The organism is Cellulosimicrobium sp. NPDC057862 (assembly GCF_042797035.1).
Taxonomy (GTDB): Bacteria; Actinomycetota; Actinomycetes; order Actinomycetales; family Cellulomonadaceae; genus Cellulosimicrobium.
The window spans coordinates 216,565-242,823 of record NZ_JBHVMH010000005.1 but is presented as its reverse complement, the minus strand read 5'-3'; the positions used below and the strand labels follow the sequence as shown (position 1 = coordinate 242,823).

Annotated in this window: 23 protein-coding genes and 1 riboswitch; of the genes, 4 read left to right on the top strand and 19 right to left on the bottom strand. The window is 75.0% G+C overall.

Annotated elements, in window-relative coordinates:
* Positions 1-578: 578 nt before the first annotated feature.
* The 12 genes from tyrS to ACFVN3_RS09620 form a co-directional block, all read right to left on the bottom strand.
* On the bottom strand, positions 579-1,850 hold the full coding sequence (gene tyrS, locus ACFVN3_RS09675; RefSeq protein ID WP_378232578.1) for a tyrosine--tRNA ligase: 1,272 nt from the start codon (positions 1,848-1,850) through the stop codon (positions 579-581).
* A gap of 176 nt (positions 1,851-2,026) precedes the next feature.
* Entirely contained in the window at positions 2,027-2,698 is a 672-nt protein-coding gene (locus ACFVN3_RS09670; protein WP_378232592.1) for a DNA-3-methyladenine glycosylase, read from the bottom strand.
* Positions 2,699-2,747: 49 nt separating this feature from the next.
* A complete protein-coding gene (locus ACFVN3_RS09665; RefSeq protein ID WP_378232577.1) occupies positions 2,748-3,413 on the bottom strand; it encodes a uridine kinase in 666 nt (221 codons plus the stop codon).
* A 40-nt stretch (positions 3,414-3,453) separates the two neighbouring features.
* Entirely contained in the window at positions 3,454-4,941 is a 1,488-nt protein-coding gene (gene argH, locus ACFVN3_RS09660) for an argininosuccinate lyase (protein WP_378232576.1), read from the bottom strand.
* Entirely contained in the window at positions 4,938-6,167 is a 1,230-nt protein-coding gene (locus tag ACFVN3_RS09655) for an argininosuccinate synthase (RefSeq protein WP_378232574.1), read from the bottom strand. The genes argH and ACFVN3_RS09655 overlap by 4 nt, the downstream gene beginning before the upstream one ends.
* Positions 6,168-6,252: 85 nt before the next feature.
* The gene (locus tag ACFVN3_RS09650; RefSeq protein ID WP_043655538.1) at positions 6,253-6,789 is read right to left on the bottom strand and encodes an arginine repressor; all 537 of its coding nucleotides are present in this window, start codon (positions 6,787-6,789) and stop codon (positions 6,253-6,255) included.
* Positions 6,786-7,721: an ornithine carbamoyltransferase gene (gene argF / locus ACFVN3_RS09645; protein WP_378232572.1), complete on the bottom strand. Its 936-nt coding sequence runs from the start codon at positions 7,719-7,721 to the stop codon at positions 6,786-6,788. The genes ACFVN3_RS09650 and argF overlap by 4 nt, the downstream gene beginning before the upstream one ends.
* The gene (locus tag ACFVN3_RS09640; RefSeq protein ID WP_378232591.1) at positions 7,721-9,031 is read right to left on the bottom strand and encodes an acetylornithine transaminase; all 1,311 of its coding nucleotides are present in this window, start codon (positions 9,029-9,031) and stop codon (positions 7,721-7,723) included. The genes argF and ACFVN3_RS09640 overlap by 1 nt, the downstream gene beginning before the upstream one ends.
* A gap of 50 nt (positions 9,032-9,081) precedes the next feature.
* Positions 9,082-10,068, bottom strand: coding sequence for an acetylglutamate kinase (gene argB / locus ACFVN3_RS09635; RefSeq protein ID WP_378232571.1), 987 nt, complete (start codon positions 10,066-10,068; stop codon positions 9,082-9,084).
* A complete protein-coding gene (gene argJ, locus ACFVN3_RS09630) occupies positions 10,065-11,276 on the bottom strand; it encodes a bifunctional glutamate N-acetyltransferase/amino-acid acetyltransferase ArgJ (RefSeq protein ID WP_378232570.1) in 1,212 nt (403 codons plus the stop codon). Before argJ ends, argB begins: the two co-directional genes overlap by 4 nt.
* Positions 11,273-12,367 (bottom strand): N-acetyl-gamma-glutamyl-phosphate reductase, encoded by a 1,095-nt coding sequence (gene argC / locus ACFVN3_RS09625; RefSeq protein ID WP_378232568.1) that lies wholly within the window; start codon positions 12,365-12,367, stop codon positions 11,273-11,275. The genes argJ and argC overlap by 4 nt, the downstream gene beginning before the upstream one ends.
* A 318-nt stretch (positions 12,368-12,685) precedes the next feature.
* Positions 12,686-14,356, bottom strand: a complete 1,671-nt coding sequence (locus tag ACFVN3_RS09620; RefSeq protein WP_378232590.1) for a 2-isopropylmalate synthase — start codon at positions 14,354-14,356, stop codon at positions 12,686-12,688.
* Positions 14,357-14,690: 334 nt separating this feature from the next.
* On the opposite strand from ACFVN3_RS09620, the gene ACFVN3_RS09615 reads away from it, so the two are divergent.
* The 4 genes from ACFVN3_RS09615 to ACFVN3_RS09600 are packed head-to-tail and all read left to right on the top strand — an operon-like array spanning position 14,691 to position 17,598.
* Positions 14,691-15,401: a FadR/GntR family transcriptional regulator gene (locus tag ACFVN3_RS09615; RefSeq protein ID WP_378232567.1), complete on the top strand. Its 711-nt coding sequence runs from the start codon at positions 14,691-14,693 to the stop codon at positions 15,399-15,401.
* Entirely contained in the window at positions 15,398-16,282 is an 885-nt protein-coding gene (locus ACFVN3_RS09610) for an ABC transporter ATP-binding protein (protein WP_378232566.1), read from the top strand. Before ACFVN3_RS09615 ends, ACFVN3_RS09610 begins: the two co-directional genes overlap by 4 nt.
* Before the next feature lie 9 nt (positions 16,283-16,291).
* On the top strand, positions 16,292-17,320 hold the full coding sequence (locus ACFVN3_RS09605) for a quinone oxidoreductase family protein (protein WP_378232565.1): 1,029 nt from the start codon (positions 16,292-16,294) through the stop codon (positions 17,318-17,320).
* The gene (locus ACFVN3_RS09600) at positions 17,317-17,598 is read left to right on the top strand and encodes a hypothetical protein (RefSeq protein ID WP_378232564.1); all 282 of its coding nucleotides are present in this window, start codon (positions 17,317-17,319) and stop codon (positions 17,596-17,598) included. The genes ACFVN3_RS09605 and ACFVN3_RS09600 overlap by 4 nt, the downstream gene beginning before the upstream one ends.
* Before the next feature lie 34 nt (positions 17,599-17,632).
* On the opposite strand, the gene thiD is transcribed toward ACFVN3_RS09600, so the two are convergent.
* The 7 genes from thiD to ACFVN3_RS09565 all read right to left on the bottom strand — a co-directional run bounded on the left by thiD (position 17,633) and on the right by ACFVN3_RS09565 (position 26,232).
* Entirely contained in the window at positions 17,633-18,601 is a 969-nt protein-coding gene (thiD, locus tag ACFVN3_RS09595) for a bifunctional hydroxymethylpyrimidine kinase/phosphomethylpyrimidine kinase (protein WP_378232563.1), read from the bottom strand.
* A riboswitch (TPP riboswitch) is annotated at positions 18,594-18,687 on the bottom strand. It overlaps the preceding gene by 8 nt.
* 83 nt (positions 18,688-18,770) lie before the next feature.
* Positions 18,771-19,445, bottom strand: a complete 675-nt coding sequence (locus ACFVN3_RS09590) for a YceI family protein (protein WP_378232562.1) — start codon at positions 19,443-19,445, stop codon at positions 18,771-18,773.
* A gap of 246 nt (positions 19,446-19,691) precedes the next feature.
* The gene (locus tag ACFVN3_RS09585) at positions 19,692-20,579 is read right to left on the bottom strand and encodes an SDR family oxidoreductase (protein ID WP_378232561.1); all 888 of its coding nucleotides are present in this window, start codon (positions 20,577-20,579) and stop codon (positions 19,692-19,694) included.
* Positions 20,576-23,197 (bottom strand): phenylalanine--tRNA ligase subunit beta, encoded by a 2,622-nt coding sequence (gene pheT, locus ACFVN3_RS09580; RefSeq protein ID WP_378232559.1) that lies wholly within the window; start codon positions 23,195-23,197, stop codon positions 20,576-20,578. Before pheT ends, ACFVN3_RS09585 begins: the two co-directional genes overlap by 4 nt.
* Positions 23,197-24,321: a phenylalanine--tRNA ligase subunit alpha gene (pheS, locus tag ACFVN3_RS09575; protein WP_378232558.1), complete on the bottom strand. Its 1,125-nt coding sequence runs from the start codon at positions 24,319-24,321 to the stop codon at positions 23,197-23,199. The genes pheT and pheS overlap by 1 nt, the downstream gene beginning before the upstream one ends.
* Before the next feature lie 373 nt (positions 24,322-24,694).
* Positions 24,695-25,339, bottom strand: a complete 645-nt coding sequence (gene thpR, locus ACFVN3_RS09570; protein ID WP_378232556.1) for an RNA 2',3'-cyclic phosphodiesterase — start codon at positions 25,337-25,339, stop codon at positions 24,695-24,697.
* Entirely contained in the window at positions 25,336-26,232 is an 897-nt protein-coding gene (locus ACFVN3_RS09565) for a TrmH family RNA methyltransferase (RefSeq protein ID WP_378232589.1), read from the bottom strand. Before ACFVN3_RS09565 ends, thpR begins: the two co-directional genes overlap by 4 nt.
* Positions 26,233-26,259 lie beyond the last annotated feature (27 nt).

Here is a 26,259-nt window from a genome sequence, read left to right as displayed (position 1 = left end):
GACATCATCTTCCGAAATCAACCAAAGGAATCCCAGACACAACCAACCACCCCACCCGACGGGCGAGACGATCAGCCATGCCACAGGGACAAAAAATTGGCATTGACTAACAAGCACACTGTTGAGTTCTCAAACAACCGACACACACCAACTCAGCACCACCCGACCGGGCAGAACCTCGCTTGGGGCAACTTCTCTAATCTACCAGATCCTCTGCGCCCCCTCCAACTCGGTGATCCGAGCGGATGGAGCCGGGGAACCAGCGGCCTCGATCATGTCACGGCGCGCGAGGCTCCGTGTCTTTCTCGAGGGGACCGCCCGGGGGACCAGCCACCGTCTCGTGCGATCGAGACCCGGTGTCCGTTCCTCCCTGCCGGGCGAACGTCGAGAACACTACACGCGCTCCGTCCGGGTGCCAAATCCGTGCGATGCGCTCCCCCAGACCCGCGCGCTCGCGCCGTCCGACGTTCGGTTCGCGGGATGGGACGGGTGGGTCGCGCGATCCTGACGAGACGCCGAAGGGGCCGGTCCCGCTCGGTTGCGGTCCGGCCCCTTCGGCCTCGAGGCGACGCGGCTGCTCAGCCGGCGGCACCGTCCGCGACGGCGACGCCGAGCGTCTTCTTCCCCCGGCGGAGGAGGGCGAACTGCCCGTGCAGCAGGTCCTCTGCCGCGAGGACGGCGTCCTCGCTCGTGACCTTGACGTTGTTGACGTACGCCCCGCCCTCGGCCACCGCGCGACGTGCGGCCGCCTTCGAGGCGACGAGGCCCGACGCCGCGAACAGGTCGACGACCGCGTCGCCCACGTGCGCCGTCGTGCGCGGCAGCTCGGCGACCGCCGCGCCCAGGGTCCCCGCGTCCAGGCCGGCGAGCTCGCCCCGCCCGAAGAGCGCCTGACTTGCGGCGATCACGGACGCTGTCGCCTCAGCCCCATGCACGAGCGTCGTGACGTCCGAGGCGAGCGCGCGCTGCGCCTCGCGTGCCCCGGGCCGCTCGCGCACCGCAACCTCGAGCTCGGCGATCTCGTCCCGCGTGCGGAACGTGAAGATCTTCAGCCAGCCCACCACGTCCTCGTCCGCGGCGTTGAGCCAGTACTGGTAGAAGGCGTACGGGCTCATCATGTCGGGCGCGAGCCAGACCGCCCCGCCCTCCGTCTTGCCGAACTTGGTGCCGTCGGCCTTGGTGATGAGGGGCGTCGTGAGCACGTGCACGGCCGCGCCCTCGGTCTTGCGGATCAGCTCGACGCCCGACAGCAGGTTGCCCCACTGGTCGTTGCCCCCCGTCTGGAGGGACACGCCGTGCCGGCGGTACAGCTCGAGGAAGTCAATGCCCTGGAGGATCTGGTAGCTGAACTCGGTGAAGCTGATGCCCTCCTCGGAGCGCAGGCGGCGCGCGACGGTGTCCTTCGCGAGCATCGTGCCGAGCCGGTAGTGCTTGCCGACGTCTCGCAGGAAGTCGATCGCGGACAGCTCGGAGATCCAGTCGAGGTTGTTCACGAGCCGGGCGGGGTTGTCGCCCTCGAAGTCGAGGAACCGGGACACCTGCGACTTCAGCCGCTCGGTCCACTCCGCGACGGTCTCCTTGGTGTTGAGCACGCGCTCGCCCGACTGGCGCGGGTCGCCGATCATGCCCGTCGCCCCGCCCACGAGCGCCACGGCGCGGTGGCCCGCGAGCTGGAGGTGACGCAGCACGACGAGCTGCACGAGGTGGCCGTGGTGCAGGCTCGGAGCCGTCGGGTCGAACCCGCAGTAATACGTGATCGGGCCCTCGGCCAGCGCGGCGCGCAGCGCGGCCTCGTCGGTGGACTGCGCCACCAGGCCCCGCCATTGCAGCTCGTCGAGAACGTCGCTCACTTCTGCTCCTTCGTCGAGTGCCCACGGTCCGGGCACGTGCGTCGCCGCCCGTGCGGGCGGCGGGTCCTAGTCTGCCGTGCCGCGCGGCCGCCGTCGGCCATCGGTCACGGGACGGCCGGCTCGTCAGGCACGCCGCGACGCCGTCGCAGCCGCACCCCGCAACCCGGCGGTGCGACTCATCGCGCCCTGGCGCTCACGCGGCGGTAGGCCGAGACCGTCGGGTCCCCCGCGAGCCAGGAGCGCCACGGGTACAGGTCACCGTCTCCCCCGTCGCCGGAGACGCCGACGCGCGGGCCCGTCGCGATCGCCGGGCGCAGCGTCGTGGCGGTGGCACGGTGCAGCACGAGCGCACCCTCGGGGTCCGTCAGCTCGGCGCCGTACTGGCGCAGGTCGAGGTCGAGCGCGACCGCGAGCCGAGCGGGACCCCGCGCGACCTGGCGGTCGGAGTCGCAGCTCCCGACGGCGAGCCGGCGCGACCGCGCGAGGTCGACGCCGTCGGTCACCTCGCCGGCGCGCAGCAGGACGGCGGACGCGCGGCCGACCGGCCCGCAGACCACGTTGACGCAGTGGTGCAGGCCCAGGTGCCGGTACACGTACAGCCGACCGGCCTCGCCGAACATCGCGCGGTTGCGCTCCGTCCGTCCGCGGAAGGCGTGAGAGCCCGGGTCGCGCTCGCCGTCGTACGCCTCGACCTCGGTGATCCGCAGGGTGACGTCACCGTCGTCGCTGCGTCGGGTGAGGAACGACCCGAGCAGGTCGCGGGCGACCTCGTGGACGTCGCGCGCATACCAAGCACGGGCCGGGACGTCCCACGGTCCGACGGCGCGGGACTCCCCGCTCCCCGTCATCTGCGTCGCGGCGTCCGTCGACATCGCACCACCTTCCGTCGTGGGCAATCTACGCCTCGCCACCGTCACGCGAGCCTCGGCGCGACGGCGGCTCGCTCGCCCGCACGACGCTCCCCCAGCCGTCCAGCACGACGTCGGCCCGCTCGCGCGACGCGTTGCGCGCGTAGTGCTCGCGCTCGTCGGCCATCCAGGCGAGCCAGTGCTCGCGCTGGTCCTCGCCGTCACGGTCGAGCCCCCGGCGCAGCCGCACGTCGTCCGGGGCCTCGACCCAGACGCGCAGCGCCGCGACGCCGTCCGCCTCGCGGCGACCGGCTCCGCAGCCCTCGACGACCAGGAAGGGGGCCGGGGCGACGTCGTGCCACTCGGCGAAGCGGTCGAGCGCCCAGTCGAACCGGCGGTACCGCCCCGCGCGCCCCGTCGCGAGAGGGGCGAGGACCCACTCCGCGAGGCGGTCCCACGCCGGTTCGAGCCCGCGCCAGCCCTCGTACAGGTCGTCCATGTGGAGCACCTGCGCGGGCAGCGCCTCGCCGAGCTGGGCGGCGAGCGTCGTCTTGCCCGAGCCCGCCGGCCCGTCGACCACCACGAGCCGCGTGCCCGACGGCGCCGCGCCGCCTCCCGCCGGCCCGTCGCCCGGGCGGGGCGACGGGCCGAGGCGCGGGACGGCGTCGCGCACGCGCCGCACGAGGTCCGCGAGGACGTGCTGCTCGACGCTCACGCGCGTACCCCCGGCGCGGGCACCGTCGGCACGAGGGTCGTCAGCCCTGCGCCCAGAAGCGGTACTCGGCCGAGCGCTCCTTCGCCGCGTCGAGCTGCTCGGCGACCCGGACGGGGGCCGTGCCGCCCACGGCGTCGCGCGACGCGAGCGAGCCCTCGACGCTCAGCACGTCGCGCACGCCCGGCGTCAGGTGCTCGGAGATCGACACGAGGTCGTCGTCGGAGAGGTCCCACAGCTCGATCCCGCGCTCCTCGCACACGCGCACGCACGCGCCGGCGACCTCGTGCGCCACGCGGAACGGCACGCCCTCGCGCACGAGCCACTCGGCGACGTCGGTCGCGAGCGAGAAGCCCTGCGGGGCGAGCGACGCCATGCGCTCGGTGTCGAACTCGAGCGTCGCGACCATGCCGGAGAACGCGGGCAGGAGCACCTCGAGCGTGTCGACCTGGTCGAACACGGGCTCCTTGTCCTCCTGGAGGTCGCGGTTGTACGCGAGCGGCAGGCCCTTGAGCGTCGCGAGCAGGCCCGAGAGGTCGCCGATGAGGCGCCCCGCCTTGCCGCGCGCGAGCTCCGCGACGTCGGGGTTCTTCTTCTGCGGCATGATGCTCGACCCCGTGGAGTACGAGTCGTGCAGGCGCACGAAGCCGAACTCCTTGGTCGCCCAGAGGATGACCTCCTCCGCGAGGCGCGAGAGGTCCACGCCCAGCATCGCCGCGACGAACGCGAACTCCGCGACGACGTCGCGCGACGCGGTGCCGTCGATCGAGTTCTCGACCGGGCCGTCGAACCCGAGCTCGGCGGCGACGGCCGCCGGGTCGAGACCCAGCGACGAGCCCGCGAGCGCCCCCGAGCCGTACGGCGAGCGCGCGGCCCGCACGTCCCAGTCGATGAACCGGTCGACGTCGCGCAGCAGCGGCCACGCGTGGGCGAGCAGGTGGTGCGCGAGGAGCACCGGCTGCGCGTGCTGGAGGTGCGTGCGCCCGGGCATCGCGGCGCCGGGGTGGGCGGCGGCCTGCTCGATCAGCGCGTCGACGACGTCGAGCACCAGGCCCGCGATCGTGCGCGCCTCGTCGCGCAGGTACATGCGCGTGAGCGTCGCGATCTGGTCGTTGCGCGACCGGCCCGCGCGCAGCTTGCCGCCGAGCTCCGGCCCGGCGCGCTCGATGAGCCCGCGCTCCAGCGCGGTGTGCACGTCCTCGTCGTCGTCGGCCGCGACGAACGCGCCGGACGCGACGTCCTCGCGCAGGCGCTCGAGCGCGGCGAGCATGCCGTCGAGCTCGTCGTCGTCGAGCAGGCCGGCCGCGTGCAGGACCTTCGCGTGGGCCTTCGACCCCGCGACGTCCTGGCCCGCGAGGCGCCAGTCGAAGTGCGTCGACTTGCTCAGCGCGGCGAGCGCGTCGGCCGGACCGCCGGCGAAGCGGCCGCCCCACAGGCTCACGCGCCCTCCCCCGTCGGTGGCCCCCGCTGCCGCCGCGCCGCCCTCGACGGACGTGGCGGACTCCGGTCCCTGCTGGTCGTGCGTGCTCACAGTGCTCCCGCCCCGAGGTCCACACCGTTGCCGAACTTCTCGTCGCGCGCGGCGGCGAGCTTCGCGGTGAGACCGTAGATCTCGATGAATCCCTTGGCCTGCGACTGGTCGAACGAGTCGCCCTCGTCGTACGTCGCGAGGTTGAAGTCGTACAGGCTCGCCTCCGAGCGGCGGCCCGTAACGGTCGCGCGCCCGCCGTGCAGCACGAGGCGCACGTCGCCGGAGACGTACCGCTGCGTGTCGTCGATGAAGACGTCGAGCGAGCGCTTGAGCGGGCTGAACCACATGCCGTCGTAGACGAGCTCGGTCCAGCGCTGCTCGACGCCGCGCTTGAAGCGGGCCTGCTCGCGCTCCAGGGTGACGTTCTCGAGCTCCTGGTGCGCGGCGATGAGCGCGATGGCGCCCGGCGCCTCGTAGACCTCGCGCGACTTGATGCCGACGAGGCGGTCCTCGACGATGTCGATGCGCCCGACGCCCTGGGCGCCCGCGCGGCGGTTCATCTCCTGGATCGCCTGCAGCGGAGTCACCGCGACGCCGTCGAGCGCGACCGGGACGCCCTGGTCGAACGTGACGACGACCTCGTCCGCGACGGGCGGGAACGTCGGGTCGTCGGTGTAGTTGTAGACGTCCTTGGTCGGGGCGTTCCAGATGTCCTCGAGGAAGCCGGTCTCGACCGCGCGACCCCACACGTTCTGGTCGATCGAGAACGGGTTGTGCTTGGTCGTCGCGATGGGCAGCGAGTGCTTCTCGGCGTACTCGATGGCCTTCTCACGCGTCAGCGCGAGGTCGCGCACGGGAGCGATGGTCTTCAGCTCGGGCGCGAGCGACGTCGTCGCGACCTCGAAGCGCACCTGGTCGTTGCCCTTGCCGGTGCAGCCGTGCGCGACGGTCGTGGCGCCGAACTGGCGCGCGGCGCGCACGAGGTGCTTGACGATCACCGGGCGGGAGATCGCCGAGACCAGCGGGTACCGGTCGAGGTAGAGGCCGTTCGCGCGCAGCGCGGGCATGCAGTACTCGGCCGCGAACTCGTCGCGCGCGTCCGCGACGTACGCCTCGACGGCGCCGCAGTCCAGGGCGCGCTGCCGGATGACCTCGAGGTCCTCCCCGCCCTGGCCGACGTCCACCGCGACGGCGACGACCTCGGCGCCCGTGGCCTCGGCGATCCAGCCGATGGCCACCGACGTGTCCAGGCCGCCCGAGTAGGCGAGCACGACGCGTTCAGTCATGACGGTCTCTTTCTGTGACGTGCGGGTGGGGTCCGGGTCCAGTCTCGCAGGGCGGTCCGCCGCGCGGGGCGTGGTCCGACGGCGGTCAGTCCGGCGTGCCGGGGACGGGCCCGCCGTGGGGCCCGGAGAGCTCGAGGAAGCGCCGCGCGAGGTCGGCGCCGCCGTCGGGGTCGCGCGCGATGACGAGGATCGTGTCGTCGCCCGCGATGCACCCGAGCACGTGCGGCAGCACGGAGTGGTCGATCGCGGACGCGAGGTAGTTCGCCGCGCCGGGCGGGGTGCGCAGCACGACGAGGTTCGCGGACGCCTCGGCCGAGACGAGCATCTCGGAGCACAGGCGCGCGAGCCGGGCCGCGAGGTACTCGGGCGACTCCGCCGTCTGCACGCTGCGGTCACCGCCCTCCCCCGGCACGGCGTACACGAGCGCGCCCGAGGCGCCGCGCACCTTCTCTGCACGCAGCTCGATGAGGTCGCGCGAGAGCGTCGCCTGCGTCACCGAGAGCCCCTCGCGCTCGAGCTCGCGCGCGAGCTCGGCCTGCGAGTGGATCTCGGTGCGGCGCACGATCTCGGCGATGCGCGCGTGGCGCGCCGTCTTCGTCGTCGCCGTGCGGGCCTCGGTCACGACCGCTCCAGGAGGAACGTGAGCAGCGCCTTCTGCGCGTGCAGGCGGTTCTCTGCCTCGTCCCACACGGCCGAGCGGGGGCCGTCGATGACCTCGGCGGTGATCTCCTTGCCGCGGTAGGCCGGCAGGCAGTGGAGCACGATCGCGTCGTCCTTCGCGTGGGCGAGGAGGTCGTCGTTCACCTGGTACGGCACGAAGGGCAGGGCGCGGTCCTCGGCCTCCGCCTCGTCGCCCATCGACACCCACGTGTCGGTCGCGACGACGTCGGCGCCCGCGACGGCCTCGACCGGGTCGGACGTGACGAGCACGGAGCCGCCGGTCTCGGCGGCGATCCGCTCGGCGTCGGCCACGAAGACGGGGTGCGGCGGGTAGCCGTCCGGCGTGCCGACCCGCACGTGCAGTCCGGCGGTCGCGCCGCCGAGCAGGTAGGAGTGCGCCATGTTGTTGGCGCCGTCGCCGACGTACGCCAGCGTCTGGCCCGCCAGCGCCCCCGTGCCACCACGCAGCTGGGCGATCGTGAGGAGGTCCGCGAGGATCTGGCACGGGTGGAAGTCGTCGGTCAGGGCGTTGACGACCGGCACGCGGCTGATCGCCGCCATCTCCTCGAGACGGTCCTGGCCGAACGTGCGCCACACGATCGCCGACGCCTGCCGGTCGAGCACGCGCGTGACGTCCGCGACGGACTCCCGCACGCCGACCTGGGCGAGCCGGCCGTCGACGACGACCGGGAAGCCGCCGAGCTCGGCGATGCCCGTCGCGAACGAGAGCTGGGTGCGCAGCGTCGGCTTGTCGAACAGCACGGCCACGCCCTGCGGGCCGGCGAGCGGCTGGCGGAACGTGCGGTCGTCGCGGAACGCGAGGCCGATCTCGAGGACCTGGCGCTGCTCGGCGGGCGTGAGGTCGTCGTCGCGCAGGAAGTGCCGGGGGGCCATCAGGAGCTCCTCGTCGTCGGGTCGGTCGTGGGTTCGGTCGTGGGTGCGGGGTTCGCGGTACGGGCCGCCGCGGCGGCCGGGTCCTCGGGGACGGTGACCGACGCGAAGAACGCGACGACGTCGCGCGCCTGGTCGGGCGTGAGGATCAGGGGCGGCGCGAGGCGGATCGCGTCGGGCGCGACGGCGTTCACGACGAACCCCGCGTCGAGCGCCGCGCGCGCGACGTCGGCCGCGACGGGCCGGGTGAGCTGGACGGCGAGCAGGAGACCGCGTCCGCGCACCCCGGCGACGAGCGGGTTGCCCGCCGCGGAGATCCCGTCGCGCAGGAGCCCGCCGACGGTCCGGACGTTCTCGAGCAGACCGTCGCGCTCGATGACGCCGAGCGTCGCGAGCGCCGCCGCGGCCGCCACGGGGTTGCCGCCGAACGTCGTGCCGTGCTGGCCGCGGCCGAGCAGCGTCGCAGCGCGCTCGCCGTACGCGACCACCGCGCCCACGGGGAACCCGCCGCCGAGGCCCTTGGCGAGCGTGACGACGTCGGGCACGACGCCGCCGCCCACCTCCGGCTGCTGGTACGCGAACCACGAGCCGGTGCGCCCGACGCCGGTCTGCACCTCGTCGAGGACGAGGAGCGCGCCGTGGCGCGCCGTGAGCTCGCGCGCGGCGACGAGGTAGCCCGGCGAGAGCGAGCGCACGCCGGCCTCGCCCTGCACGGGCTCGACGACGAGCGCGGCGACCTCGCCGCGGGCCGCCACCGCGGCGGGCGAGAACGCCTCCTCGAGCGCGGCGACGTCGTCGAACGCGACGAACTCGACGCCGCCCGGGAGCGGTTCGAACGGCTCGCGGTACGCGGCCTTCGACGTCAGCGCGAGCGCGCCCATGGTCCGCCCGTGGAAGCCGCCCTGGAGCGCGAGGACCCGCGTGCGGCCCGTCCGGCGCGCCATCTTGAACGCCGCCTCGTTGGCCTCCGTGCCCGAGTTCGTGAAGAACACGCGCGACCCCTCGGGCGCCTCCGCGAGCGCGAGCAGGCGCTCCGCGAGCGCGATCTGCGTCGGGGTGCCGAAGAAGTTCGAGACGTGCCCGAGCGTGCCGAGCTGGGCCGAGACGGCGGCCGTGAGCGTCGGGTGGGCGTGGCCGAGCGCGTTGACCGCGATGCCCGCGAGCAGGTCGAGGTACCGCTTCCCGTCGGCGTCCCACACGTACGCGCCCTCGCCGCGCACGAGGACGCGCTGCGGCGGGCCGAACGTGTCCATGACCGCGTGGGTGTAGCGGTCGGTCCACTGCGCGACGGAGCCGTCGGCCGGGGCCGTCACGGTGGTCGTCGGTGCGGGCGCGGGCGCGCCGGTCGGGTGGTCGAGGGCGTTCACGCGGCTCCTCCGGCGGTCGTGACGGGCTCGGGCGCCGGCGCGCCCGCGGGGTCGGGGACGACCATGGTCCCGTTGCCCTGGGTGGTGAAGACCTCGAGCAGCGTCGAGTGCGGCACGCGACCGTCGATCACGGTCGCCGCGGGGACGCCGCCCTCGACCGCGCGCAGGCACGCCTCCATCTTGGGGACCATGCCCGCGGACAGGGACGGCAGGAGCGTCGCGAGCTCGGAGCGCGTGATCTGCGCGACGAGCGAGTCCTTGTCCGGCCAGGACGTGTACAGGCCCTCGACGTCGGTCAGCACGACGAGCTTCTTCGCGCCGAGCGCGACGGCGAGCGCCGCGGCGGCGGTGTCGGCGTTGACGTTGAGCACCTGCGTCGGGTCCTCGAGGTCGGGCGCGATGGTCGAGACGACGGGGATGCGGCCGGCGTCGAGCAGGTCCTGGACCGCGGACGGGTGCACCTCGACGACGTCGCCGACGAGCCCGACGTCGACCGGCTCGCCGTCCACGGTCGCGTGCCGGCGCTGGGCCTGGAGCAGGCCGCCGTCCTCGCCCGAGAGCCCGACGGCGTACGGGCCGTGCGCGTTGATCAGGCCGACGAGCTCGCGCGACACCTGGCCCGTGAGCACCATGCGCACGACGTCCATCGCCTCGGGCGTCGTGACGCGCAGGCCGCCGCGGAACTCGGACTCGATGCCGAGCCGGTCGAGCATCGCCGAGATCTGCGGGCCCCCGCCGTGCACGACGACGGGGCGCAGCCCGACCCGGCGCAGGAACACCATGTCCTCGGCGAACGCGGCCTTGAGCGTGTCGTCGACCATGGCGTTGCCGCCGTACTTGACGACGACGAGCGCGCCGGCGAACTCCTCCAGCCACGGCAGGGCCTCGACGAGCACCTCCGCCTTCTGCTCGGGGCGCAGGTCGGTGCGCGTGTCGAACGCGGCGTCGTCCGGGTGGGGCGTGGTCGTGGTCGGGTCGCTCATGAGGAGTACGCGCTGTTCTCGTGGACGTAGTCGTGCGTGAGGTCGTTGGTCCAGACCGTCGCGGTCGCGGAGCCGGCGTGCAGGTCGATCTCGACGCGCACCTCGCGCTCGACGGCGAGGTCGACGAGCTCGCGCGGCTCGCCCACTCCCCCGGCCCGGCAGACCTGGACGTCGTTGACCGTCACGTCGAGCAGGAGCGCGTCGAACGGCGCGACGTCCTCGGGGACCGTCCCGACGGCCGACACGATGCGCCCCCAGTTCGGGTCGTTGCCGAAGATCGCGGCCTTGAAGAGGTTGGAGCGCGTCACCGCGCGCGCGACCGCGACGGCGGCGTCCTCGCTCGACGCGTTCACCACGGTGACGGCGACGTCGTGGCTCGCGCCCTCGGCGTCGGCCACGAGCTGGCGCGCGAGCGACGCGCTGGCCTCGGTCACGGCGTCCGTGAGCTCGTCGAGCGTCACCTCGACCCCGGACGCACCGGAGGCCAGGAGGATCACGGTGTCGTTCGTCGACATGCAGCCGTCGGAGTCGACGCGGTCGAACGTCGTGCGCGTCGCGGCGCGCAGCGCGGCGTCGGCCGTCGCGGCGTCGACGACGGCGTCCGTCGTGAGCACGCACAGCATCGTCGCGAGGCCCGGCGCGAGCATGCCCGCACCCTTGGCCATGCCCCCGACCGTCCACGTCGCGGCACCGTCCGTCGCGGTCGCGTCCGTGACCTCGCGGACCACGGAGACCGTCTTGGGCACGGTGTCCGTCGTCATGATCGCGAGCGCGGCGTCGCCGCCGCCGTCGACCGTCGCGACCGGGTCGGCGAGCGCCGCCGCGGCGGCGTCGACCCCGGCGAGCAGCTTCTCCAGGGGCAGCCGCACGCCGATGAGGCCCGTCGAGCAGACGAGCACGTCGCCGGCGGACGTCGCGAGCACGTCCGCGACGTGCTCCGCCGTCCGGTGCGTGTCGGCGAAGCCCTCCGGCCCCGTGCACGCGTTGGCGCCGCCCGAGTTGAGCACGACGGCGGTCGCGCGCCCGTCGCTCACGGCCTGCCGGGTCCACGCGACCGGCGCGGCGAACACGCGGTTCGTCGTGAGGACGGCGGCGGCGACGTCGAGCGGCCCGTCGTTGACGACGAGCGCGACGTCGCGGGCGCCCGTGGACTTGAGCCCGGCGGCGACGCCGGCGGCCCGGAAGCCCTGCGGGGTGGTGACGGTCACGGGGCGACCCCTTCGGTCGTGAGGCCGGCCGTCTGCGGCAGGCCGAGCGCGATGTTCATGGACTGCACCGCGGCGCCCGCGGTGCCCTTGACGAGGTTGTCGATCGCCGTGACGGTGACGACGCGGCCCGCCGCGTGGTCGACCGCGACCTGGACGAGGGCCGTGTTGGCGCCGAGCGTCATGGCCGTCGTGGGCCACTGACCCGCGGGCAGCACGCGGACGAACGGCTCGCCGACGTACGCGTCCTCCCAGGCCCGGCGCACGCGCGCGTCGCGCTCCGCACGGTCGAGGCGCGCGGCGTCGTCGGACAGGCGCGCCGTGACCGTGGCGAGGATCCCGCGCGACATCGGCACGAGCGTCGGCGTGAACGAGATGCTCACGCCCGACGCTCCCGCGGCCCGCAGGTTCTGCGCGATCTCCGGGATGTGCCGGTGCGACCCGCCGACGGCGTACGGCTGGGCCGAGCCGAGCGCCTCCGACGCGAGCAGGTGCGGCTTGAGGGACTTGCCCGCGCCCGAGTAGCCGTTGGCGAGCACCGCGACGAGGTCACGGCCCTCGACGAGCCCGGACGCGATGCCCGGCTGGATGCCCAGCGTGACCGCCGTGACGTTGCAGCCCGGCACCGCGATGCGGCGCACGCCGGCGAGCCGCTCGCGCTGCTTCGTCTCGCTCGCGGCAGCGCCCGGCGCGAGCGTGAGCAGCAGCTCCGGCAGCCCGTACGGCCACGTGCCCGCGTGCTCCGACCCGTAGAACGACGCCCAGTCCGCCGCGGACTCCAGCCGGTGGTCCGCGCCCAGGTCCAGCACGAGCACGTCGTCCGGGAGCTGCGCCGCGATCTCGCCCGACGCACCGTGCGGCAGCGCGAGCACGACGACGTCGTGGCCCAGCAGGTGCTCGACGCTCGTCGGCAGCAGCACGCGGTCGGCGAGGGATCGCAGGTGCGGCTCGTGCTCACCGAGGAGCGACCCCGCGTTGCTGTGCGCCGTGACGGCGCCGATCTCCACCTCCGGGTGCCCGGCGAGCAGGCGGAGCGTCTCCCCGCCGGCGTACCCGGACGCACCCGCGACCGCGACTCTGATCGTCATATGCATCACTATACATACTTATGCAACGGTCGGGTCGGAGGTCCCGCCCACGGTACGCGTCGTCGAGCCCGCGGTCGGGTCGGGTCTCCTGCCCGCGTGGTCGGGTCCGCGGTGGGGTCGGACCGTGTGCTTGGACTGGCGCACCGTCACCTCGGTCTTCCGGGCGGGTGTTCCAGGAGTGCGCCTGTGACGTCCTTCGCACACGGTCCGACCCCACCGCTCGTCCTGCCCGTCACCGCACGACCCGCGGCCGGGTCCGGCGGTCACGCCCGGTCCGGGCGCAGGGCCGTCGCGCGGACCCGGTGCTACGTCGTCTGGCCGGTCTCAGACCGCTGCCGCGCAGACGGCGCGGACGCTCGCGCCGAGGACGGACGCGTCGCGGCCGACGGTCCAGCGCGGGGCGCCGTCGGGGCCGCGGTGCTCGAGGTAGGTGACCGCGGTCGCGTCGCTGCCGGTGCCGACGGACTGCTGGGCGAGCGCGAGGATCTCGACGGGCCGGCCGAGGCGGGCGAGCGCGTCGGCCAGGGCGTCGACCGCCCCGGCCCCGGTCCCGGACGCGGTGACCTGCGCGCCGTCGACGGCGAGCACGAGGTCGAGGCGCTCGGTGCCGCCGTTCGAGCGTCGGCTCGTCCAGGAGACGGGCTCGACGGCGCCGGGCCGCGCGTAGGCCGCGTCGAACAGTGCGAGGAGCGCGTCGGGCGTCACCTCGGCGCCGGTGGCGTCGGCGTGCTCCTGGACGCGGCTCGCGAGGTCGACCTGGAGGCCGCGGGGCAGGTCGAGGCCGTGCGCGGAGTGCAGCACGTACGCGACGCCGCCCTTGCCGGACTGGCTGTTCACGCGGACGAGTGCCTCGTACGTCCTCCCGAGGTCGGCGGGGTCGACCGGCAGGTAGGGCACGCGCCACGGCGCCACCGCGGGGTCGAGGCCCGACGCCGCGGCGTCGGCGCGGTGGCGCTCCATGCCCTTGCGGATCGCGTCCTGGTGCGTGCCGGAGTAGGCGGTGTGGACGAGCTCGCCCACGTACGGGTGGCGCGGGTGCACGTCGATCCGGTTGCACGCGACGACGATGTCGCGGATCCCGTCGAGGTCGGAGAAGTCGACCATCGGGTCGACGCCCTGGGCGTGCAGGTTGAGGCCCAGGGTCACGAGGTCGACGTTCCCGGTGCGCTCGCCGTTGCCGAAGAGGCACCCCTCGACGCGCTGCGCCCCGGCGAGGACGGCGAGCTCGGCGCACGCGACGCCGGTCCCGCGGTCGTTGTGCGGGTGGACGGAGAGGATCACGCCGTCGCGCCGCGCGAGGTGGCGGTCCATGTACTCGATCTGGTCGGCGTAGACGTTGGGCGTTGCGACCTCGACGGTCGCGGGCAGGTTGAGGATCACGGGGCGCTCGGGCGTCGCGTCCCAGAGCGTCGTCATGCGGTCGCACACGTCGAGCACGTAGTCGGGCTCGGTGAGGTTGAACACCTCGGGCGAGAACTCGAAGCGGACGCGCGGGTCGTCGCCGGCGTGGCGCAGCACGTCGGTCCCGGCGTCGGCGATGAGGCGCGCGAGGTCCTCGCGGTCGCGGCCGAGCACGACGTCGCGCCACACGGGTGCCGTCGCGGTGTACACGTGGACGACGACCGGGTTGCGCAGCCCGCGCACGGCCTCGAACGTGCGCGCGACGAGGTCGGCGCGCGCGGCGGTGAACACGACGACCGTGACGTGCTCGGGCGCGAGGTCGGTCTCGGCGAGCAGGCGCACGAAGTCGAAGTCGGTCTGCGACGCCGACGGGTAGCCCACCTCGATCTCGGTGTAGCCCATGGCGACGAGCAGCTCGAAGAAGCGGCGCTTGCGCGCGGGGTCCATCGGCTCCGCGAGCGCCTGGTTGCCGTCGCGCAGGTCGACGGGGACCCACAGCGGCGCCTGGGTGAGCCGACGCGACGGCCACCGGCGGTCGGGCAGGTCGGGTACCTCGACCCGCGCGTGGACGTCGGCGTAGCGGAACGAGGGCATGCGCGACGGGCGCTGGCGGTTCCAGGAGGGCGCGGCCTCGCCCCCGTCGGTCGAGAGGCCGGTCGAGGCGTCGGTCGAGAGGCCGGTCGAGGCGTCGGTCGAGGTCTCGATCGAGACGTCGGGGGTGCACGCGGCGGTGGTGGGAGCGGTCATGGTCAGTCCTTCGGGTCTCTCCCGTGAGCACGGGGCGGTGGGCGACCGGCGCGCGACGGTTCCCCACGGCGGGGAGCCGGTCCGGTCAGACCCCGCCGTGGCGCCGAAGGAGGAGCGCCGTCCAGGACATGGCAGGTACGCTAGCGCCGAACAAGTCCTCAGACAACCTGAGAGGTTTCCCATGAACGCGCTGCACCGGCGCCCCCTCGCGGACCAGGCGGCCGAGCTCCTGCTCGACCGCGTGCGCTCCGGCGTCTGGCCCCTCGACCACCGGCTGCCCGGCGAGCAGGCGCTCGCGACCGAGCTCGGCGTCGGGCGCTCCACCGTCCGCGAGGCGATCCGCCAGCTCGCGGGGCGGGGCGTGCTCGACAGCCGGCAGGGTTCGGGCGTCTACGTCGTGTCGACCGACACCGCCGACGACTGGGACGAGGTGCTGCGCCGCGGGGAGATCGTCGACGTGCTGGAGGTCCGCGCCGCCCTCGAGGCCGAGGCCGCAGGCCTCGCCGCCGCGCGCCGCACCCCCGCGGACCTCCGCGCCATGACGACGGCGCTCTCCCGTCGCGGGGAGGTCCCGTCGAAGTCGTCGGCCGCCGAGTACGTGGACGCGGACCTGGTCTTCCACCGGGCGGTCGTGGACGCCGCGCACAACGCCGTGCTCGGCGAGCTCTTCGCGACCTTCGTCCCGCGCCTGCGTCGCGCGATGGTCGCGATGGTCGACCTCGACCGCGCGGGCGAGGCGCACCGGCACGACCAGGACGCGCACGAGGCGATCCTCGAGGCGGTGCGCGACCGCGACGTACCGCGCGCGTCCGCGGCGGCGCGCGAGCACCTCGCGGCCGTCCACGCGAAGGTCGCCGGGCGCGGCGCCGGCGCGGCGAGTGAGGGCCGGTGAGCACGGAGGTCCTGTCCCTGCGCGGCGTCGACCTCGTCCGCGAGGGCCGCGCGATCCTCGACGGCGTCGACCTCGTGGTCCGGGCAGGCGAGCACTGGGCGCTGCTCGGCCCGAACGGCGCGGGCAAGAGCACGATCCTCGGGCTCTGCGGGGCGCGCCGTCACCCGACCCGGGGCACGGTCCACGTGCTCGGCGAGCGCCTCGGCCGCGTGGACATCCAGACGTTGCACCGCCGCATCGGCCACGTCGACCCGCGTCACGACCTGCGCTCCCCGCTGACCGTGCTCGAGGTGACCCTGACCGGCCTCACGGGGACCGTCGACTGGCGCCCGCGCTGGCAGCCGACCCCGGACGAGGTCACCCTCGCCCGGGGACTGGTCGCCGACCTCGGTCTCGCGCACCGCGCGCACGACCCCTGGCCGACGCTCTCCCAGGGCGAGCGGGGGCGGGCGCTCGTGGCGCGCGCGCTCCTGCCCGACCCCGCCCTCCTGCTGCTCGACGAGCCGTCCACCGGGCTCGACGTCGCCGCGCGCGAGCAGCTCCTCGAGACGCTCGACGCCGTGCGCGCGACCCGGCCGCACGTCGCCTCGGTGCTGGTGACGCACCACCTCGAGGAGCTGCCGACCACGACGAGCCACGCGCTCCTGCTCGCGCACGGCCGCGCGGTCGTCGCGGGAGCCGCGGAGGACGTGCTCGTCACGGAGCACGTCACGCGCTGCTTCGACCACCCGGTGCACGTCGAGCGTCGGTTCGGGCGCTGGCATGCCACGGCGGGGCACGCGCGACCGCCCCGCCTCGTCGGGGAGGACGCGGTCGCCGTCAGGACGGCGTCCGGCACCGGGGTCACCCGGACGGCGGCCCCGGCACCCGCACGACCCTAGGCTGGGGCCATGCACGCGATCGTGGCCCGCGCGGCGGGCGGCCCCGAGGTCCTGGAGTACACCGAGCTCCCCGACCCGTCACCGGGTCCCGGGCAGCTCCTCGTCCGGTCCGCCGTGGCGGGCGTGAACTTCATCGACACGTACAAGCGCTCCGGCGTGTACGCGATGGAGTACCCGCACGTCGTCGGCAGCGAGGGTGCGGGTGTGGTCGCCGAGCTGGGCGAGGGCATCGACGGGTTCGCCGTTGGCGACCGCGTCGTGTGGACCGAGGCGCCCGGGTCGTACGCGGGCCTCGTCCTCGTGGATGCGGCGCAGGCGCTGCACGTGCCGGACGCGGTCTCGCTCGAGGACGCGACCGCCGTCGCGCTCCAGGGCCTCACCGCGCACTACCTGTGCACGTCGTCCTACCCGGTCCGGCCGGGCGACCGCGTCCTCGTGCACGCGGGCGCGGGCGGCGTCGGGCTGCTCCTGACCCAGATGCTCGTGGCGCGGGGCGCGCACGTGATCTCGACCGTGTCGACCCCCGAGAAGGCGGAGCTGTCCCGCGGCGCGGGCGCCGAGCACGCGATCCAGTACACGGCGTTCGCGGACCTCACCGCCGAGCTGCCCGAGGTCGTGCGCGGGCTCACGGGCGGCGAGGGCGTCGCGGCGGTGTACGACTCGGTGGGCAAGGACACGTTCGACGCCTCGCTCGCGGCGCTGCGCCGCCGGGGCACGCTCGTGCTCTACGGCGGCTCGTCCGGGCAGGTCCCGCCGTTCGACCCGCAGCGGCTCAACGCCGGCGGTTCGCTCTTCCTCACGCGGCCCAAGCTCGCCGACCACACGGCGACGCGCGCCGAGCTCGTCGAGCGGGCGACCGAGGTGCTCGGCGCGGTCGCGGGCGGCACGCTGCACGTGCGCGTGGGCGCCACGTTCCCGCTCGCCGGCGCCGCCGACGCGCACCGGGCGCTGGAGGGCCGCGCGACCACGGGCAAGGTCCTCCTCGTCCCCGGCGACGCGGCGGGCACCCCGCCCGGCACGGTCGCGGGCGCGGCGTGAGCTGGGACTGGGTTCCCGCGCGGCCGGGCGAGGAGGACGGGTCCGACGGCGGGCCGTCCCCCGCCCTGCGCCGCGCCGTGACCGTCCTCGCCGTCCTGCTCGCCGCGGCGCTCGCCGTGTACTGGGTGACGGTCGGGCTGCGCCAGCAGGCGGACGCGTGCGTGGTCGACCGCCCCGACGGCGTCGCGATCCGTGACGTCGACGCGCGGTGGCGCTGGGTCCCGCCGGGCTACGAGTGCGTCTACGCGACGGCCGAGGAGGACGTGGCCCGCGCCTGACCGACGTGACCGCAGCTCGCGCCCGGTCCGTGGGTCAGCGCGGCACGACCGGCGACGAGGCGTGCAGGTGGTCGACCGGCCCCCGGCCCGTCCCGACGCGCAGCGCCGCCCCGCCGCGCAGCGCGCCGGTGAGCCACTCCTTGGCCTCGCGCGCCGCGTCCTCCCAGCTCTGGCGCTGGGGGCGCAGGGCCGCGAGCGCGGCGGAGAGCGAGCACCCGGTGCCGTGCGTGTGGGGCGTGTCCACGCGCTCCGCGTCGAACGTCGTGACGGTCGGCGCGTCGTCCGGGGACGGACCGGCCGGCACGACGAGGGCGTCCGGTGACGTCGCACCGGTGAGGTGGCCGCCCTTGAGCAGCACGACGGCGCCGCTCGCCGCCGCGTAGGAAGCGGCCTGGGCCAGCGCGTCGTCCCACGTCGTCGCGACGTCGCGTCCCGCGAGGACGGCGAGCTCGGGGAGGTTGGGGGTCACGACGTCGGCCCGTGCCGCGAGGTCGCGCACGGCCTGCTCCGCGCCCGGGTCGAGCAGGCGGTGCCCCGACGTGGCGACCATGACGGGGTCGAGCACGACCCAGGGCCGCGGGAGCCCGCCGTCGGACCGGGCCGCGGCGAGCGCGTCGAGCCACGCCCCGATCTCGCGCGCGTTCGCCTCGTCGGCGACCATGCCGATCTTCACGGCGTCGATCTCGACGTCGTCGGACACCGCGTCGAGCTGCTCACGCAGGAACGCGGGGCCCGGGACGTGCACGGACCGCACGCCGTGCGTGTTCTGCGCGACGAGCGCCGTCGTGACGGCCATGCCGTAGGCGCCGTGCGCGGCGAAGGACTTGAGGTCCGCCTGGATGCCCGCGCCCCCGGTCGGGTCGGTCCCGGCGATCGACAGCACGCGCGGCCGCGAGGGCCGGACGTCGGGGTCGACGTCGGGACCGGGGGTGCGGCCGGCCGCGGGCGGAGGGGCACTGTCGCGCCGGGGTGCGGGGTCGTGCTGGGGCAGGGCGAGCGTCATCGCCGGACATCCCTTCGCTGGTACGAGCCAGAGCAGGTTCGACGGGTCTCATCTCAGCCCTCGTCGGGGCACCCCGTGTCGCTCGCCATGCTACGTCCTGCGTGCCGGACACCCGCGCTCGGTCTCGCGCCGCACCGGGCTGCGTGCGCGACCCCTCCCGGAGGACGCCTCAGGCCTGGTGGATCGCCTCGCCCGCGATCTCGAGGCCGATCTTCTTGCCCACGAGGAACCCGCCGGTCTCGAGGAGCACGTTCCAGACGAGGCCGAAGCTCTCGCGGTCGATCTCGCCCGCGGCGTGGAAGCCGAAGATGTCCCGGCCGTACGGGTCGCGTCGCGCTCCCCCGTACTGCATCGACAGCACGGTCCGGTGGGTGACGCCGCGGACGGTGAGCAGCCCGTTGACGAGGAACCGCCCCGCCTGTGCGGCCCGGGGCTGGACGCGCTCCTGCGCGAGCTCGGCGCGCTCGGGCGAGCGGTTCCGCAGCCGCGCCCACGCGAGGATCTGGTCCTGCTGCTCACCCTGCCAGTCGATCGAGGTGCTGCGGAACTCGATCGTCGGGTAGGCGTCGACGTCGAGGAAGTCGGGGCTGCGCAGGTGCGCGTCGCGCTCCTCGTGGTGGGTCGTGAGGCTCGCCGTCTCGATGCTCGCCGACACGGCCGACGCGATCGGGTCCTCGCCCACCAGGATCGTCGCGCTCGCCCGGGTGAACTCTCCCCGGACGGGCGACACCATCATGTGCATCCCGGTGAACCCGATGCGCTTGTGCGCCTCGTCGAGGGCGTAGGTGCCGGCCTCGGGAACGGTGAGGCCGTTCCACTGCCGGACAGGGCGTGCCGTCGTCATACGTCGCTCCCGGGCGTCGTCGAGCCGCGACGTCGGTGTCCGCCCGGTACTGGTCAGGTGTCCAGGACAGCATCCCCGATGAGTGGATGAAGTTTCAACTAGGTAGCGGGTGATCTCCCCCTCGCTTCTTCTGGCCGCGGCCCTCGGACGACCGCCCCGAACGCACGAGCGCCGCCCGACCGGACAGGTCGGGCGGCGCTACGGTCCTGCGACGCGGCGGGTGGCGACAGGGCGGTCGCCGCGACGTCAGCGAGCCGGGAGCTCTCCCGGCATCGGGTCGTCCGCGCCCCAGCGCGTCACGCGCAACCGGCGCGCGTCGGGCCCTGGCAGCGAGTCCCCGCGGCCCGCGGCCTCGTCCGCCGCGGCACGCAGCGACTCCGGCGTGTCGTGGGTCACGCGGACGAACGCGCCCGAGAACGCGTCGAGCTCGCCCCGGGCGATCGCGACGACCATCTCGACCGTGCGCTCGACCGGGGTCCACTCGGTGCGGCCCTCGTGCATGGCCATCGACGCAGTCATGTCGGTCTGCACCACACCCGGGGACACCTCGAACGTGCGCAGCCCGCGCGCGTGGCCGGACCGGTGGAGGTTCGCTCCCAGCCGCAGGAGCGCCGTCTTGCTCGCGTTGTACGCGCTCGCACCGTCCATGTCGTGCGAGCCCGCGCCGCTGTTGAGGTCGACGACGCGGCCCCCGCCGCGCGCGAGCATCCCCGGCACCACGGCGCGTGCGAGGAGGAACGGGCCGCGCACGTTGGTCTCGACGATCGCCCACCACTCGTCGGGGTCGGCCTCCCAGAGCGGCACCTCGGCGTCGACCCGACCCGCGTTGTTGACGAGGAGGTCGACGCCCCCGAGCGCGGACTCCGCCTCGGCGACGGCGGCCGCGACGGCCTCGGCGTCGGTGACGTCCGCGGTCACGACGACCGCACGCCCGGAATTGCTCCCGTCGAGCGCCGCGATCTCGTCCGCCACGCCCGCGAGCCGGCCGGCGTCGCGCGCGAGGAGCGCGACGTCGAGACCGGCCGCGGCGAGACCGACGGCGATCGCACGGCCGATGCCGCGCGAGGCGCCGGTGACGAGCGCCGTGCGGGCGGGCGCGACCTCCACCGCGCCCGCACCGGACTCCGCGCTCACGCCCGCAGCTCCGCGCCGACGCGCTCGCGTGCCACCGTCACGGCGCCCTCGCGAACACGTGCCACGTCGTCCGCGGTGAGCGTGCGGTCCGCGGCGCGCAGCCGCAGCGAGAACGCGAGCGACTTGCGCCCGGCGCCGACCTGCTCGCCGGTGAAGACGTCGAACAGCGCGACGTCCTCGACCAGGTCGCCCGCGCCGTCGACGATCGCGTCGCGCAGGGCCTGCGCGGTCACGTCGGCGTCCACCACGAACGCGAGGTCCTCCTTGGCCGCGGGGAAGCCCGAGACGGGCGTCGCCTGCACCGGCGCGTCGGACGAGCCCGCCACGAGCGCGGTGAGGTCGACCTCGAACGCCACCGCGCGCGGGGGGAGGCCCAGGTTCTCGACCACCTTGGGGTGCAGCTCGCCCGCGTGCCCGACGACCGTCCCGTCCGCGAGCTCGAGGCGCGCGCAGCGTCCCGGGTGGAACGGCGCGCGAGCCGTGTCGGCCACGACGCGCACGTCCGTGCCGACCCGGAGCCCGACGCGCTCCACGACGAGGCGGGCCGCGCTGAGCGCGTCCGTCCAGTCGGCCGCGCGGCCGGGGCCCCACCAGCCGGCACGCTCGCGGCGCCCGACGAGGACGCCGGCCACGTGGCGCGGCTGCGACGGCAGCGCGGCGTCGATCGCCGCGAGCTCGTCGTCGCTCGGCCGGGCGCCGCCCGGCAGCGCGGGCGCGGCGGGCGCGTCGGGCCGCGGGTGCGTGACGAGGCCGATCTCGAACAGCGCGACGTCGCCCAGCCCTCGGCCGACGTTGCGGCGCGTGGTCTCCAGCAGCGTGCTCAGCAGGTCGGTCCGCATCAGCGGGCGGTCGTCGGCGAGCGGGTTGAGCAGACGCAGCGCCCGACGCCGTGCGTCGTCCGCGGGCAGGCGCAGCGCGTCGAGCTCGGCGGTGCCGACGAACGGGTAGCTCAGCGTCTCGACGAAGCCGTCCTCGGCGAGCGCCCGCGCGACCGAGCGGCGCACGCGCTGCTCGCGCGTGAGCCCCCGGCCCCCGGGAGCGGCGGGCAGGAGGGACGGGATCTCGTCGTAGCCGACGAGGCGCGCCACCTCCTCCACGAGCTCGGCCGGCTCCGTGAGGTCCGGGCGCCAGGACGGCGGGGTGACCACGAGCACGCCCGTGGCGTCCGCGTCGCCCGCCTCCACGGTGCAGCCGATCGCCCCGAGCGTGCCGACGACCTGCTCGAGCGTGTACGGCACGCCGACGAGGCGCGCGGCCTCGCCGACCGGGAGGCGGATCGCAGCGGGTGCCGCGACACGGTCGAGGTCGCCCACGGCCGGGTCCGCGGTCCCGCCGCCGAGCTCGACGAGCAGGTCGACGACGCGCTGCGCCGCGACCGCGGGCAGCAGCGGGTCGACGCCGCGCTCGAACCGCTTCGCCGCCTCGCTCGACAGCTTGTGGCGACGCGACGTGCGCGCGACCGTCACCGGGTCGAAGTGCGCGGCCTCGACGAGGACGGCCGTCGTCGTCGGGCCGACCTCCGAGGAGGCGCCGCCCATGACGCCGGCGAGCCCGAGCACGCGTGAGGCGCGCGCACCGTCGGGGCTGTCCGTGATGAGCAGGTCCTCGGGGTCGAGGGCCCGGTCGACGTCGTCGAGCGTCGTGAGCCGCTCCCCCGCCGCCGCGCGTCGCACGACGATCGGCGCTGCGACCCGCTCGAGGTCGTACGCGTGCAGGGGCTGCCCGAGGTCGAGCATGACGTAGTTCGTCACGTCGACCGCGAGCGAGATCGGCCGCATGCCCGACGCCGTGAGGCGGCGCTGCATCCACGCGGGCGTCTGCGCGGCGGGGTCGATCCCCCGCACGACGCGCGTGACGAACCGGTCGCACCCGACGACGCCGTGGACCGGCGCCGCGTCGTCGACCTCGACGGGGAAGCCGTCGGGCGTCGCCGCGGGCGGGGGCGTGGGCAGGGAACCGGGCAGGCCGGGGTCGGTGAAGCGCGCGCCGGTCGAGTGCGAGAACTCGCGCGCGACGCCGCGGTAGGAGAACGCGTACCCGCGGTCGGGCGTCACGTTGATCTCGAGCACCTCGTCGCCGAGCCCGAGCAGCGCGACGGCGTCCTGGCCCGGGGTCAGGTCCTCGGCCGCGTACCCGAGCCGCGGCAGCACGATGATGCCGTCGTGGTCCTCGCCGAGCCCGAGCTCGCGCTGCGAGCAGATCATGCCGTCGGACACGTGCCCGTACGTCTTGCGGCTCGCGATGGCGAACGGACCCGGCAGGACGGAGCCCGGCAGCGCGACGACCACGAGGTCGCCCGGCGCGAAGTTGTGCGCGCCGCACACGATGCCGCGCGCACCGCCGGCCGGCATGTCGGCGGCGTCCACGCCCTTGATCTCGGCGACGTTGTGCTCCGGACCGACGTCGACCAGGCACCAGTTGATGGTCTTGCCGTTCTTCTGTGGCTCGGGCGTCATCTCCAGGACGCGCCCGACGACGAGGGGACCCGTCACGGCCGCGCCATGGATCGCCTCCTCCTCCAGGCCGACGCGGACGAGGTCGGCGGCGAGCCGCTCGGCGGTGAGCCCCGCGGGCAGCTCGACGTGGTCGCCCAGCCAGTCGATGGCGACGTAGGGCATCAGATCTCCGTTCCGAACTGGGCGGAGAAGCGCGCGTCGCCCTCCACCATGTCGTGCATGTCCGCGATCCCGTGACGCAGCATGAGCGTGCGCTCGATGCCCATGCCGAACGCGAAGCCCGAGTACACGTCGGGGTCGACCCCCACGGACCGCAGCACGTTCGGGTTGACCATGCCGCAGCCGCCCCACTCGATCCAGCCCGGCCCGCCCTTCTTCTGCGGGAACCACAGGTCCATCTCGGCGCTCGGCTCGGTGAACGGGAAGTAGCTCGGGCGCAGGCGCGTGCGCGCCTCGGGGCCGAACATGGCGCGCGCGAACGCGTCGAGCGTCCCCAACAGGTTCGCCATGGTGAGGCCCTCGTCGATCGCCAGGCCCTCGACCTGGTGGAAGACGGGCGTGTGGGTCGCGTCGAGCGCGTCGGTGCGGAACGTCTTGCCCGGGCACGCGACGTACAGCGGCACACCACGCTCGAGGAGCGAGCGCGCCTGGACGGGCGACGTGTGGGTGCGCAGCACGAGGTTCGACGGCGCCGCGGCACCCTCGGAGCCGCCCGCACCGGCCACGTAGAACGTGTCCTGCATCTGCCGCGCCGGGTGGTCGACGCCGAAGTTCAGCGCGTCGAAGTTGAACCACTCCGCCTCGACCTCGGGACCCTCCGCGATCTCCCAGCCGAGGCCGACGAAGAAGTCGGCCACGCGCTCCTGGAGCGTCTCCAACGGGTGCCGCGCACCCGACGGCACGCGGTCGATCGGGAGCGTGACGTCCACCGCCTCCTCGACGAGCACGCGCTCGTCGCGCTCGGCCTCGAGCTCGGCCTGCCGCGCCGCGAGCGCCTGGTTCACACGACCGCGGAGCGGACCGAGGAGCTGGCCGGCGGTCTTCTTGTCGGCGGGCGCGAGCGAGCCGATCTGGCGGTTCGCGAGCGCGAGGGCGCTGCGGTCCCCCGTGTGCTCGGTACGCACGAGCTTGAGCGCGTCGAGGTCGCCGGCCCCGGCGATCGCGGCGAGGGCGGCGTCGAGCGCGCGCTGGAGCGCGTCGGCGTCGAGCGGGGAGGGAGCGGTCGGGGTCTCCGGGCCGCCGTCCCCCGTGACGGGGGTGACGACGTCGGCGTCAGGGCTGGACATGCGTGCCTTCCTGGCGAGGGCGGGACTGCGGGAGCGGGCGACGACCAGGGCAGGAACCTCAAGGGTGGCCTGGACGGCTGCCGCCTCGCGGGGCGCGACGCACGGGGCGCGCGCGGGCGCGCGCTCGTGCGCGCGTCGCGGTCATTCTAGGGCGCCCGTCCCGGCCCGGTCCGTCCCGCCTCGGGCGGGAGGTGTGCACGCGTCAGTCGCGCGGGCCCGTGACGGGCCCGGGAAATCGACGACCACCGTGCATGCTCATGACCGCCATCCTCGCACAGCCGTCGCGCGGGTGCCGGGCGCTGCCCGTGCGGTGGTCGGCTCGCACGGGGGCTCTCGCCGTGCTCCCCACGACGCGGTCGTCAGCCGCGCGCGGTCACCCCGCCAACGGGAAGGTCTCGACCGTGCGGTACACGCGCCGGCCGGACGTGTCGCCGGACGTCGACTCGAGCAGCAGGAGCTCGTGCGCGGTCCAGTCGGGGCCCGCGTAGACGGACAGCGCCGCGGCCGGACGGGCGAGCGGGTCGCCGGTGGTGAGGTCGTCCGCGCCGCCTCCCCCGGAGCGTCGCGCGTGCGCACGACGTCGAGCCTGCCGTGCCCCGGCGGCGGCGCGCGCCACGGTCAGGTGGGCGCGCTGCCGCGGTCGTCGGTCGACGCGCACGCCGACCTCGCCGGCGGCCTCGGCCACGGCCACGCTGAGACCGGGGAGCGCGTCGGCGTCCGGGCCCCCGACGCCGACCCACAGCACGCGCCGGTCGAAGACGCCCGCGCCCCGCAGGCGCAACGACAGCGACGGGGTCTCGCGCGCGACCGGGGCGAGCGCAGCAGCGAGGTCGGGCACCGACCCGTCCGGGACCGACCCGAAGAACGAGACGGTCACGTGCCAGAGCTCGGGCGGGGTCCAGCGCACCAGCGGGGCGCCGTCGGGCCGACGCGCCTCCTGGGCCTGCGCACCCGAGAGCGCGAGCGCGAGGTGGTCGAGCGCGGCTGCGCTCGGTCGGAGCGCGGCGAACAGGCTCACGCGCCGGCCCCTCCGCCCGCAGCCGGACGCCGGACGGGCCGGTGCGCCCGGCTGGAGGCGTAGAGGCACACCGTCGCGGCGGTCGCGAGGTTGAGCGACTCGGCGAGCCCGCGGATCGGGACGCGCACGACCGCGTCGGCGAGCGCCCGGTCCTGCTCGGGCAGGCCCCAGGCCTCGTTCCCGAAGACCCACGCGGTGGGGGCCGCGAGGTCGACCGCGCGCCGCCCGTCCGCGGTGCTCCCCGCGCCCGCGGGACCAGCCACGTCGAGCAGGTCGTCCAGGTCCAGGTCGCCCGCACCGTCGGCGGCGAGCACGGTGAGCCCGGCGTCGCGCAGCGCGGCCACCGCGTCCCCGAGGCTCACGCCCGTGACGACGGGAAGGTGGAACAACGAGCCCGCGGTGGAGCGGACGACCTTGGGGTTGTGCACGTCCACGCTCTCGCCCGCGAGCACGACGGCGTCCGCGCCGGCCGCGTCGGCGGCCCGGATCACGGTCCCGGCGTTCCCCGGGTCGCGCACCGTCGCCAGCACCGCGACGAGGGCGGGCCGCTCGCGGTCGGGGCCGGCGAGCGTGGCCACGACGTCCCCGAGCGTCGGCTCGTGCGTGCGGACGACGGCGAGGACGCCCTGCGCGTCGGCGCTCATCGCGGTCAGCACCTCGGCCGTCACGACGTGGACGTGCAGCCCGGCAGCCCGGGCGTCGTCGACGATCTCGGAGTGGCGCTGGCCCGCCGCCGGCGTCACGTAGACGTCGCGGACCCGGTCGGGCGCGAGCCGCACGGCCTCGCGCACGCCCTGCGGCCCTTCGACGAGGAGCTGTCCGTGCCGGGAACGCGCCGGACGCCCGGCCAGCGCACGGACCGCCTTGACCCGGTCGCTGCGAGGGTTCGTCAGCGTGGGGTCGAGCGGGCCGTGCGCCGT